The organism is Actinomadura geliboluensis (genome assembly GCF_043197915.1).
GTDB classification, from domain to species: domain Bacteria; phylum Actinomycetota; class Actinomycetes; order Streptosporangiales; family Streptosporangiaceae; genus Spirillospora; species Spirillospora geliboluensis.
Map to the genome: position 1 here is coordinate 404,248 of NZ_JBICUA010000009.1, position 11,431 is coordinate 415,678.

Genomic DNA, 11,431 nt, shown 5'->3' on the forward strand with positions numbered 1-11,431 from the left:
GGAGCCGTATGAGCGCGGACGAGCGGTACGTCGTCGGGATCGACTTCGGCACGCTGTCGGGGCGGGCGGTCGTCGTCCGCGTCCGGGACGGCGCCGAACTCGGCGACGGCGTCCACGAGTACGGCCACGGGGTGATCGACGAAGCGCTGCCGTCCGGCGCCGCCCTCCCGCCGGACTGGGCCTTGCAGGCGCCGCGGGACTGGGTGGACGTGCTGCGCTTCGCCGTCCCGAAGGCGCTGGCCGTCGCGGGCGTCCCGGCGTCCCGGGTGATCGGCATCGGCACCGACTTCACGGCGTGCACCGTCCTGCCGACGGCGGCGGACGGGACGCCCCTCTGCGAGCGGTACCCCGACCGCCCGCACGCCTGGCCGAAGCTGTGGAAGCACCACGCCGCGCAGCCGCAGGCCGACCGGATCAACGCGCTGGCCGCCGAGCGCGGCGAGCCGTGGCTGCGCCGCTACGGCGGCAAGATCTCCTCCGAGTGGGAGTTCGCGAAGGCCCTGCAGCTCCTCGACGAGGACCCGGAGCTGTACGCGGAGGCCGACCGCTGGATCGAGGCCGCCGACTGGATCGTCTGGCGGCTCACCGGCACCGAGTCGCGCAACATCTGCACGGCCGGCTACAAGGGCATCTACCAGGACGGCCGCTACCCGTCCGCCGAGTTCCTCGCCGCGCTCGACCCCGGCTTCGCCGGTTTCCCCGCCAAGCTCGGCCACGACCTGGCGCCGCTCGGCGGCCTCGCCGGGACGCTGACGGCGGAGGCCGCCGCCTGGACGGGCCTGCCCGAGGGCATCGCGGTCGCGGTCGGCAACGTCGACGCGCACGTCACCGCCGCCGCGGCCGACGCCGTCCGGCCCGGCCAGATGGTCGCCATCATGGGCACCTCCACCTGCCACGTCATGTCGTCGGACGCGCTCGCCGAGGTCCCCGGCATGTGCGGCGTCGTCGCCGACGGCATCGTGCCGGGGCTGTGGGGCTACGAGGCCGGGCAGTCCGGCGTCGGCGACATCTTCGCCTGGTTCGTCGACACCTGCGTGCCCGCCTACTACAACCAGGTCGCCGCCGCCGAGGGGCGGACCGTCCACGAGCACCTCACCGCGCTCGCCGAGGCCCAGCCGGTCGGGCGGCACGGGCTCGTCGCGCTCGACTGGCACAGCGGCAACCGGTCCGTGCTCGTCGACCACGACCTGTCCGGCCTCATCGTCGGGCAGACGCTCGCCACGAAGCCCGAGGACGTCTACCGCGCGCTGATCGAGGCCACCGCGTTCGGCGCCCGGATGATCGTGGAGACGTTCGAGGCGTCCGGGGTCCCCGTCGAGGAGCTCGTCGTCGCGGGCGGGCTGATGAAGAACGCCTTCCTCATGCAGGTGTACGCCGATGTGCTGCGCCGCCCGCTGTCGCTGATCGGGTCGGCGCAGGGCCCGGCACTGGGCGCCGCGATCCACGCCGCCGTCGCCGCCGGCGCCCACGCCGACGTCACCGCGGCCGCCGCCGCGATGGGGCGCCGCGTCCCGGCCGCCTACGTGCCCGACCGGGCGCGCGCCGACGCCTACGACGACCTGTACGCGATCTACCGGAGCCTGCACGACCACTTCGCGGACGGCGCGATCATGCACCGCCTCCGCGCGCTCCGCTGACCCGCGGCGTCTCGCCCCCGGCTCGCCGGGTCAGCGGGCTGGGCCGGTGCTGCGCCGGACGATCAGCCGGCTCGGCACCAGCCGCGGCTCCTCCGGCCCGGCGCCGCCGCCGGTCAGCTGCGCGATCAGCAGCTCCACGCAGTGCCGGCCGAGGGCGGTGAAGTCCTGCCGGACGGTGGTGAGCGGCGGGGTGAGGAACGCCGCCTCCGGGATGTCGTCGAACCCGATGACGCTGACGTCGTCCGGGACCCGGCGCCCGCTCTCGTGGATCGCCCACAGCAGCCCGAGCGCGATCTGGTCGTTGGCCGCGAACACCGCCGTGACGCCCGGGTCGGCGGCGAGCACCCGGCCCCGCTCGTAGCCGGACCGGGCGCTCCAGTCGCCGGGCGCGCAGTCGGGCACGGCGGCGCCCGCCTCGGTCAGCGCGTCCCGCCAGCCGCGGGTGCGCTCGGTCGCCTCCGACCAGTCGTCCGGGCCCGGCAGGTGGTGGACGGTCCGGTGCCCGAGGCCGAGCAGGTACCGGGTCGCCTCCCGCGGCGCCATGTAGTGGTCGCCGGACACCGTCGGCACGGCGGCCGGCGGCCCGAGCAGCACCGTCGGCAGGTCGCCGGGCAGGTGCCGCAGCGCCTCGTCCGGCGGGACGTGCCCGGGGATCATGATGATGCCGTCCACGCCCTGGTCGCGGAACCGGTCGACCGCCCCCGCGACCGCGCCGTGGCCGGGCGACTCCAGGCTCGCGACGCTGGTGAAGAACTCGGCGGCGCGGGCGGTCCGCTCGATCGCCGCGATGATCGACGCGGGGCCGAACAGCGCGGTGTCGAAGCTGACGACGCCGAGCGTCCGGGACCGGCCGGTGGCGAGGGCCCGCGCCGCCGCGTTGGGCCGGAAGTCCAGCTGCGCGGCGGCGGCGAGCACCCGGTCGCGGGTCTTCGGGCTCACCATCGGATGGTTCTTGAACACCCGCGACACGGTCTGGTGGGAGACCCCGGCGAGCCGGGCGACGTCGCGGAGCCCGGGCCGGGCCGGTGGTGGCGTGGCGGTCATGTCACCTCGGAACCTACCGCGTCCGCCGTCCCCGGACGGCCCGCTCAGCGCGACGTCCCGGCGCGCCGCTTCGCCCAGATGTCGAACGCGACCGCCGCCAGCAGCACCAGGCCCTTGATCAGCATGACCCGCTCGCTCGGCGCGCCGAGCAGCGACATGCCGTTGTTGATCACGCCCATGATCAGGCCGCCGGTGATCGCGCCGACCACCTTGCCGACCCCGCCCTGCACGGCCGCGCCCCCGATGAACGCCGCCGCGATCGCGTCCAGCTCGAACATGTTCCCGGCCGTCGGGCCCGCCTGGTTGAGCCGTCCCGCGAACACGATCCCGGCGACGGCCGACAGCACGCCCATGTTGACGAACAGCCAGAACGACACCGACTTCACCTTGATGCCGGACAGCCGCGCCGCGAGCGGGTTGCCGCCGAGCGCGTACACGTGCCGGCCGAACACGGCCCGGTTCATCACCAGCGTGGAGCCGAGCACGAGCACGCCCAGCAGGACGAGCACCCACGGCATGTTCTTGAACCGGGCGAGCTGCACGGCCATGAACATGACGACCACGACGGCGAGGGCGTTGCGCAGCGCGAACACGGTGAGCGGCTCGACCTGCTGCCCGTAGCCGATGCGGCCCTGCCGGTTCCGCCACCCGAGCGCCACGTACCCGCCGACCAGGGCCAGCGCGACCAGCAGCGTGAACAGGTCGGCGCCGCCGAGCGGCCCGAGCCCGATGTTGCCGAGGTAGCCGGACAGGAAGCCGTTCGCGATCGTCCGCACCTCGTCGGGGAACGGCCCGATGCCCTGGTTGCCGAGGATGGTGAGGGTCAGCGCCCGGAACACCAGCATCCCGGCCAGCGTCACGATGAACGCCGGGATCTCGAAGTAGGCGATCCAGTACCCCTGCCACGCGCCGATCGCCGCGCCGGCGAGCAGCGTCAGCAGGATCGCGAGCGGCCACGGCACGTCGTGCTCGACCATCAGCACCGCCGCGATCGCGCCCGTCACCGCGACCACCGACCCCACCGACAGGTCGATGTGCCCGCCGATGATGATCAGGATCATCCCGATGGCCAGGATCAGGATGTAGGAGTTCTGCACGATGATGTTGGAGATGTTCTGCGGGGACAGCAGCTGCCCGTCGGTGAGCACCGCGAACAGCGCCACGATCAGGGCGAACGCGATGTAGATCCCGCTCTGCCGGAGGTTGACCGGCAGGCTCCGGCCCGGCTTCGGCCGCTCCGCCGGCGGCGGAGCCACGGCCTTGCCGGCCGACGCGACGCTGCTCATGCTCTGGTCTCCTCGGTCTGCTGGGTCTGGCCTGTCTGTTGCGTCTGCCGGGTCATGAACTGCATGAGCCGTTCCGGGGTGGCCTCCGCGCGGGTGACCTCGCCGGTGATGCGGCCCTCCGCCATCGCGTACAGGCGGTCGCAGATCCCGATCAGCTCCGGCAGCTCGGACGAGATCACCAGTACCGCGCGGCCCTGGTCGGCCAGCCGGTTGATGATCGAGTAGATCTCGTACTTGGCGCCGACGTCGATGCCGCGGGTGGGCTCGTCCAGGATCAGCACGTCCGCGTCCGTGAAGATCCACTTGGACAGGACGACCTTCTGCTGGTTGCCGCCGCTCAGCTGCCCGGCCGGGGTGAGGACGCTCGGCGTCTTGATGTTCATCTCGGTGCGGAACCGCTCGGCGGTCGCGTACTCGCGGCCGGCGTCCACCCAGCCGGCCCGCGCCAGGCCGCGGAGCCCGGCGGCGGAGATGTTCCGCTTGACGTCCTCGATGAGGTTGAGGCCGTAGGTCTTGCGGTCCTCGGTCGCGTAGGCGAGCCCGTGCCGGATCGCGTCGGTGACCGTGCGGACCGAGATCTCCGCGCCGTTCTTGTAGATCCGGCCGCTGATCCCGGTGCCGTAGCTGCGGCCGAACACGCTCATCGCGAGCTCGGTGCGGCCCGCGCCCATCAGGCCCGCGAGCCCGACGATCTCGCCGCGGCGCAGCGTGAGGGAGGCGCGGTCCACCACGACCCGGCCGTGCTGGGTGGGGGAGTGGACGGTCCAGTCCTCGATCCGCAGCACCTCGCCGCCGATGTCGGGGACGCGGTCGGGGAACCGGTGCCGCAGGTCGCGGCCGACCATCCCGGCGATGATGCGGTCCTCGGACACGTCGCCGCGCATGTCGAGCGTCTCGATCGTGCGGCCGTCCCGCAGGATCGTGGTGGAGTCGGCGATCGCGCGGATCTCGTTCAGCTTGTGGGAGATGATCACGCAGGTGATGCCCTCGTCGCGCAGCCCGCGCAGCAGGTCGAGCAGGTGCGCGGAGTCGGCGTCGTTCAGCGCGGCGGTCGGCTCGTCCAGGATGAGCAGTTTCACCCGCTTCGACAGCGCCTTGGCGATCTCGACGAGCTGCTGCTTGCCGACGCCGAGGTCCATCGCCGGCGTCACCGGGTTCTCGTGCAGGCCGACCCGCTCCAGCAGCCGGGCCGCGTCGGCGTTCGTCCGGTTCCAGTCGATGAGCCCGAACCGTCCGCGGCGCTCGTTGCCGAGGTAGATGTTCTCGGCGATCGACAGGTACGGGCTGAGCGCCAGCTCCTGGTGGATGATGACGATCCCGTGCTGCTCGCTGTCGCGGATGCCGGAGAACCGGCAGGCCGCGCCGTCGAACTCGATCTCGCCGGTGTAGTCGCCGTGCGGGTACACCCCGGACAGCACCTTCATCAGCGTCGACTTCCCGGCCCCGTTCTCGCCGCAGATCGCGTGGATCTCGCCGCGCCGCACCTCCAGGTTCACGTCCTGGAGCGCGGTGACCGCGGGGAAGGTCTTGGTGATGCCGCGCATCCGCAGTATCGCGTCGGTCATGGTCCTCCTCGCGGACGGGCGGGCGCCGCCCCGGGGGAGGTGCCGGGGGGCGCCCGCCCCGCCGTCACCCCAGTTGGGCCTCGGTGTAGTAGCCGGTGTCGATGAGCTCCTTCTTGTAGTTGCCCTTGTTCACGACGACCGGGTTGAGCAGGTAGGACGGCACGACCTTCACGCCGTTGTCGTAGTCCTTGACGTTGTTCACCTCGGGCTTGCCGCCCTTCAGCACGGCGTCCGCCATCTTCACGGTGACCGCGGCGAGCTGCCGGGTGTCCTTGTAGACGGTCGAGTACTGCTCGCCCGCGATGATCGACTTGACCGAGGCGACCTCGGCGTCCTGGCCGGTCACGACCGGGTACGGCTGGCCGGGCGTCCCGTAGCCGTTGGACTTCAGCGCCGACAGGATGCCGATCGACAGGCCGTCATAGGGGGACAGGACGCCGTTCACCTTCGTCCCGCCGCCGTAGTGGCGGGTGAGGAGGTCCTCCATGCGCTTCTGCGCGCGCTCCGCCTCCCAGCGCAGCGTGGCGATCGTCTTGAAGTCGGTCTGGCCGCTCTTGACGACGAGGGCCTTGCGGTCGATGTACGGCTTCAGGGTGTCCATGGCGCCGTTGTAGAAGTAGGAGGAGTTGTTGTCGTCGGGCGAGCCGGCGAAGACCTCGATGTTGAACGGGCCCTTGGCGGTGCCCTCGGAGCCGTCCGCCTTCTTCAGCCCGAGACCGATGAGCAGGGACGTCGCCTGCAGGACGCCGACCTTGTAGTTGTCGAAGGTGGCGTAGTAGTCGACGTTCGGGGAGTTGCGGATCAGCCGGTCGTAGGAGATGACCGGGACGCCCTTGTCGGCCGCCTTCTGCAGCTGCGTGGTGAGCGCGGTGCCGTCGATGGACGCGATCACCAGCAGCCGGGCGCCCTTGGTGATCTGGTTGTCGATCTGGTTGGCCTGGGTGGGGATGTCGTTCTCGGCGTACTGGAGGTCGACCTTGTAGCCGAGCTGCTCCAGCTGCTTCTTCAGGTTGTCGCCGTCGTGGATCCAGCGCTCGGACGAGCGGGTCGGCATGGTGACGCCGACGAGGGCGCCCGCCGCCGGCTTCTTGTCGGCCTTCTCCTTGTCGACGGTCTTCTCTGTCGAGCCGCACGCGGTCATGCCGAGCGCGAGGCCGAGGCCCAGCGCCAGGCTGACGAGCTTCCTGTGCTTCAACGTCTCACCTCGGGGGTGGTGCCGGTGTCCCGGACACAGTGTTACCGGTCACACTGCCATGTCAAGAGCCCCCCGTGGGCCGCGTCACAACCGTGACCCGGTTGTTGTTAACGCAAACATTCGCCGCCGCGCGAAAGCGCGGCGGCGCTCCGGAGCAGGGGTGTCTCCGCTAGCGGGTGAGGCGCGAGCCGCGCCGGTGCCCCATCCGGAGCCCGACCAGCACCAGGTTGACCAGGAACAGCACGATCCCGATGATCAGCAGGTAGAACAGGCCCTTCACGACGACGCCGACGATGCCCAGCGCCACCGCGACGAGCAGGATGAACAGGAACAGGGCCACGGTGCGATCCCTCCTGGACGCGGACCGGCGCTCAGCGGCGCGCGAGGCGGCGCTCGTCCGGCGCGGCCCGGTAGGCCAGCTCGTAGTGGGCGAAGACCGCGCCCTCGTCGGCGGCGAGCAGCTCGCCGTCGGTGGCGATCGCGGGCGCGTTCTTGATCTGCTTCTTCGGGTGGGCGATCCGGACGTGGTCCGGCCCGAGCGTCGCCCCGTCGAGCGGCGCGAACACCAGCCGCTGCCGCGTCGGCAGGCCCGTCTTGACGGTGGCGAAGGCCGGCTGGTCGGTGAGCGTGTCGACGTAGACGGCCTCCAGCTCACCGACCTTGCTCCCGGACTCGTCGACCACGGGCCGGCCGCGCCACTCCCGGATGTCCTCGACTTGGAACATGTCCCTTGCCCAGCCTTCTGGATCGGATGCCTTTACAGGACATCTACCCAGCTCACGGCGGTTATGTCCGCCGCGGTCCCGGCATCGGGAGGCCGTGGGCGGCGAGGTCGTCCCGGTAGGGGAACGAACCGGGCTCGTAGGAGCACCAGGGCTCCGCCGCGTAGGGGTCGCCGGACACCGCGAGGGCCCGCGAGCGGGAGCCGCCGCAGACCGTCCGGAACTCGCAGGCACCGCACTTCCCCGTCAGGTTGGCGGTGTCGCGCAGGCCGGTGAACAGCGGCGAGTCGCGGTAGATCGCGGGCAGCGGCTCCCGCCGGACGTCGCCCGCCGCGGCGGGCAGGAAGCCGCTCGGATGGACGGTTCCCCGGTGCGAGACGAACACGAACCCGCGCGCCGAACCGACGTCCATGGGCGGGCGCCGGGCGCGCCGCACCGGCAGGTCCAGCTCGGCCAGGCGCCGCCGCAGCGACTCGTACAGCGGACCCAGCCCCAGCACGGCCGCGTGGTCGGCGCCGTGCCGCGCCAGGATCTCCCGCTGGACGGCGATCCGGCGGAAGTGGTGGGCCTCGGTGGTGCGGGCCGGGATGTGGGCGCCCGCGTCGTAGACGAAGTTGAGGACGTCCTCCACCCGGTGCGGGTCGAGCCCCGGCAGCAGCCTCCCGCGCCCGGTCGGGACGAGCAGGAACGCGCTCCACGTCAGCGCGCCCATCTCCCGCACCAGCCGGACGATCTCCGGCAGGTCGGTGAGGTTGTGCCCGGCGACGGTGGTGTTGATCTGCACCTTCAGGCCGAGGTCGCGGGCGGCGCGCCAGGCGTCCAGCGTCCAGCCGTAGACGCCGGGCGTGGCCCGGAAGGCGTCGTGGATCCGCGCGGTCGACCCGTCCAGGCTCAGCGAGATCGCCCGCGCGCCCGCGTCCCGCAGCCCGGTGAGGCCCGCCTCGGTGAGCGTCGGCGTGCCGGACGGGGAGACCGCGACCGGCAGCCCGAGCCGGGTCCCGTGCCGGACGAGGTCGAACAGGTCGGGGCGCTGGAACGGGTCCCCGCCGGTGATGACGAACACCGGCGGCGGGTGCCCGAACGAGGCGACCTGCTCCATCAGGCCGCATGCCTCGGCCGTGGTCAGCTCGCCGGGGTCGCGGTCGGGCCGGGCCTCGGCGCGGCAGTGCCGGCAGGCCAGCGGGCACGCCCGGGTGGCCTCCCAGATCACGATGAACGGCCGGTCGGCGGGGTCGTGGCGGGGCACGCGGATCTGCTTCATCGGCCGAGCAGGTAGTCGACGGCGTCGGCGGCGGAGTAGTCGGCTCCGGCCGCCCGGACGAGGCCCGGCAGGAAGCCGAGGTCCTGGCCGAGGGTGAGCAGCGGCGGCTCGGCGTAGCCGTCCGGCCGGTGCTGGCCGCGGCCGGTGTTCGCGACGAGCCCGTTGCACAGGCAGCGGCGCCCGGCGGTGTCCTCGGCGTCGCCGCCCTTGCGGACGTAGGCGTCGACGGGTTCGGCGGGGCAGCGGTAGCCGACCGCCCCGTCCGCCTTGAGGTAGGGCGTCCGCAGGTAGCTGAGGTCGCACAGCCGGGGGCGCGCTGAGTAGACGTCCGGTTCGGACAGCGTGCCCGGCAGCTCGGCGATCTTGAACGGGAACCCGGTCGAGGACGCGCGCGGGTCGTTGCGCACCCGGAGCGTGCCGTCCAGCGCCCGCCCGATCAGCCGGCGCCGCAGCTCCGGGTCGAGGCCGGACTCCCGGGACAGCGCGAACACGCTGCCCGCCTGGACGCCCGCCGCGCCGGCGGAGCGCGCCTCGTCGGGCGCGCCGGGCCGGGCGTGCCCGCCCGCGAGCCAGAACGGCAGGCCGAGCGCGGCGACCTTCGCGGGGTCGATCCGGTCCCGCTTCCCGTAGACCGGCTCGCCGCCCTCGTCGAGCTGCAGCCGCCCGCGCGGCGGGGCGCTGTGCCCGCCCGCGACCGCCGACTCCAGCACGAACCCGTCCGGGCGGGTCGCGGGCGACCGGTGCAGGTACAGCGCGAGAACGGGCGACGACACGATCGCCAGGAACCGCGGCCGGGCCGCCTCCGTCCCCGGCGCGGCCAGCGTCGCCGGGTCGAACGCGAACGGGCGGCCCTCGTCGGCGCCGAGGACGTCCACCGTGACCTTCCCCGGCGACCCGGCGGCCAGCGCGTCCAGCAGCGCGGGGATCTCGCTCGGGATGCCCGCGCCCATCAGCACGTAGTCCGCGCCCGCCAGCATCGCCCCGTACGCGGCGGCCGGGGTGGCGAGCTGGATCTTCTCCAGGTAGTTGACGCCGACCGGGCCGCCGTGCCCCTCCTTGGCGAGCCACACCTCGGCGAAGTTCCCCGCGACGGTCAGCTCGTCGCGGGTCCGGTTCGGCCGCAGGCCGAGCTTCGGCACCGGCCGGAACCGCTGCCCCGGCTCGATCCCGCCGGGCACGAAGTAGCGCTCCAGCACCCGCTCGGCCACCCCCGGCAGCGGCAGGTGCGCGAGCGCGCGGCGCAGGTGGCCGCCCTCGTCCCCGGTCTGCAGACCGCGCGCGAGGAGGGCGTCCAGCGCGACCCCGGACACCACGCCGAGCTGCCCGGTCCGCGCGACGGCGCGCGCCAGCCGCCACCCCGAGACGCCCGCGCCCATGCCGCCCTGGATGATGCGGGGCGGAGCCGGCTCAGACATTCCGGGCCCGCTCGGTGTCGCGCGGCCGGAACGCCTCCACCAGGTCGAGCAGCAGGTCGCGGACACCGCGGTGCTCCGCACGGAACACCGCGGTGAACTCGTGGACGAGTGTGGGCATCGTTCGCCTTTCTCGGTCGCGGATCAGACGCGTTCCAGGACTTCCGGGAACGGCCGGCGCGGCGTGCCGGGCACGGGCTGCCCGTAGCCGAACCGGATGACCGCCTGGATGTGCCCGTGCGGGCGGGGCCCGGACGTCGCGGCGCCGCGCCCGTCCAGGAGCTGGGTGAGCAGCGACGCCGACACGCCGCGCCGCGCGGCGGTGAGCAGGACCCGCTGCAGGGCCTGCCCGGCCAGCAGCCAGTCCCGGGGGCCGTCGCCGCGGGTGAGCAGGACGCCGAGCTGCGGCCGCGCGGCGAAGTCGTCGGGCGTCCGCCCGGCGGCCGGCCCGGACAGGCCGAAGTCGCGCAGCGGCAGCCCCCGCCCGCTCGGCCGCGGCCCGAAGGCGTACCAGGGGACGCCGTCGCCGCGGGTGCGGCCCGGCGTCCAGCTCGCGAGCTCGGCGCGGTAGGCGGGGTCGGCGGTGAGCCGCGCGTCCGCCGCGGCGATCAGGCTGAGCAGGTACGCCGTGGTCTGCGGGCCGGGGAGGGCGAGCATCGCCCCCTCCTCCTGGGCGGCGGCCACCAGCTCGTCGCGGACGACCTGCGGTACCCGCCGCTTGCCGAACGGGCCGCGGTTGGTGCGCCGGAACGGGATGGTCGCGTACAGCTCGGACTGGCCCGGTGACGGCATCGTCGCGTCCACCGCCCGGACGGACGCCAGCAGCGCGGGGTGGCGTCCGGGGTCGGGGAACCGCTCGACCAGCGGGCGGTGCCCGGTCGACCGGATCGCCAGCCGCAGGTTGAGCAGGGCGGCGCCGCAGCTGATGTGCAGGGCCCGGCCGCCCGGGTCCATGACCGGCAGCGCGCGGTCCGGGTCCGCGTGCAGTTCCAGGACCGACGCGTCCCGGTCGAGCCGGAAGAGCCAGGGCTGGGTGTTGTGCACCGACGGCGCCGCGACGGCCGCGGTGACCAGTCGGCGCACCACGACGTGCGTCGCGAACGGATGGGGCATGACGCACCTCCACGTGCCGGCGCTGTGCACTCCCAGGCTTTCGGCGCGGGTGCGGGGGCCCCAGGGCCGAAGGTCCCGCGCGGGAGGGGACCAAGGACGGTTCGTCCGCGGGCCGCCGCACGGCGGGCCCTTCGGTCCGCGCCGGCGGGACCTTGGGCCCTCTCGCGCCGCGCGCACGGGCGTGGAGGGTGGGAGC

At 73.4% G+C, this 11,431-nt stretch carries 11 protein-coding genes; 1 reads left to right on the forward strand and 10 read right to left on the reverse strand.

Annotation, left to right across the window (positions count from 1 at the left end; translation table 11 throughout):
• Positions 1-8: 8 nt before the first annotated feature.
• On the forward strand, positions 9-1,637 hold the full coding sequence (gene araB / locus ACGFI1_RS28960) for a ribulokinase (protein ID WP_392789702.1): 1,629 nt from the start codon (positions 9-11) through the stop codon (positions 1,635-1,637).
• A 30-nt stretch (positions 1,638-1,667) separates the two neighbouring features.
• Here the strand turns inward: araB and ACGFI1_RS28965 are convergent, their stop codons facing one another.
• From ACGFI1_RS28965 to ACGFI1_RS29010, 10 genes are all read right to left on the reverse strand, one after another.
• Entirely contained in the window at positions 1,668-2,681 is a 1,014-nt protein-coding gene (locus tag ACGFI1_RS28965) for a LacI family DNA-binding transcriptional regulator (protein WP_392789705.1), read from the reverse strand.
• A 44-nt stretch (positions 2,682-2,725) separates the two neighbouring features.
• A complete protein-coding gene (mmsB, locus tag ACGFI1_RS28970) occupies positions 2,726-3,967 on the reverse strand; it encodes a multiple monosaccharide ABC transporter permease (protein ID WP_138637447.1) in 1,242 nt (413 codons plus the stop codon).
• Entirely contained in the window at positions 3,964-5,532 is a 1,569-nt protein-coding gene (gene mmsA / locus ACGFI1_RS28975) for a multiple monosaccharide ABC transporter ATP-binding protein (RefSeq protein WP_364552464.1), read from the reverse strand. The genes mmsB and mmsA overlap by 4 nt, the downstream gene beginning before the upstream one ends.
• A 64-nt stretch (positions 5,533-5,596) precedes the next feature.
• Positions 5,597-6,727, reverse strand: a complete 1,131-nt coding sequence (gene chvE / locus ACGFI1_RS28980; RefSeq protein ID WP_240807746.1) for a multiple monosaccharide ABC transporter substrate-binding protein — start codon at positions 6,725-6,727, stop codon at positions 5,597-5,599.
• A 169-nt stretch (positions 6,728-6,896) separates the two neighbouring features.
• Positions 6,897-7,067, reverse strand: a complete 171-nt coding sequence (locus ACGFI1_RS28985; protein ID WP_171069063.1) for a hypothetical protein — start codon at positions 7,065-7,067, stop codon at positions 6,897-6,899.
• Positions 7,068-7,098: 31 nt separating this feature from the next.
• On the reverse strand, positions 7,099-7,452 hold the full coding sequence (locus tag ACGFI1_RS28990) for a PRC-barrel domain-containing protein (protein WP_138637449.1): 354 nt from the start codon (positions 7,450-7,452) through the stop codon (positions 7,099-7,101).
• A 61-nt stretch (positions 7,453-7,513) separates the two neighbouring features.
• Entirely contained in the window at positions 7,514-8,710 is a 1,197-nt protein-coding gene (locus tag ACGFI1_RS28995; protein WP_392733769.1) for a TIGR04053 family radical SAM/SPASM domain-containing protein, read from the reverse strand.
• Positions 8,707-10,125 carry a nitronate monooxygenase gene (locus ACGFI1_RS29000; protein WP_392789709.1) on the reverse strand — a complete coding sequence of 473 codons (1,419 nt, stop codon included), beginning with the start codon at positions 10,123-10,125 and terminating at the stop codon, positions 8,707-8,709. Before ACGFI1_RS29000 ends, ACGFI1_RS28995 begins: the two co-directional genes overlap by 4 nt.
• A complete protein-coding gene (locus ACGFI1_RS29005) occupies positions 10,118-10,243 on the reverse strand; it encodes a hypothetical protein (RefSeq protein ID WP_386875119.1) in 126 nt (41 codons plus the stop codon). Before ACGFI1_RS29005 ends, ACGFI1_RS29000 begins: the two co-directional genes overlap by 8 nt.
• Before the next feature lie 23 nt (positions 10,244-10,266).
• Positions 10,267-11,235 carry an Acg family FMN-binding oxidoreductase gene (locus ACGFI1_RS29010; protein WP_392789711.1) on the reverse strand — a complete coding sequence of 323 codons (969 nt, stop codon included), beginning with the start codon at positions 11,233-11,235 and terminating at the stop codon, positions 10,267-10,269.
• Between the last annotated feature and the right edge of the window lie 196 nt (positions 11,236-11,431).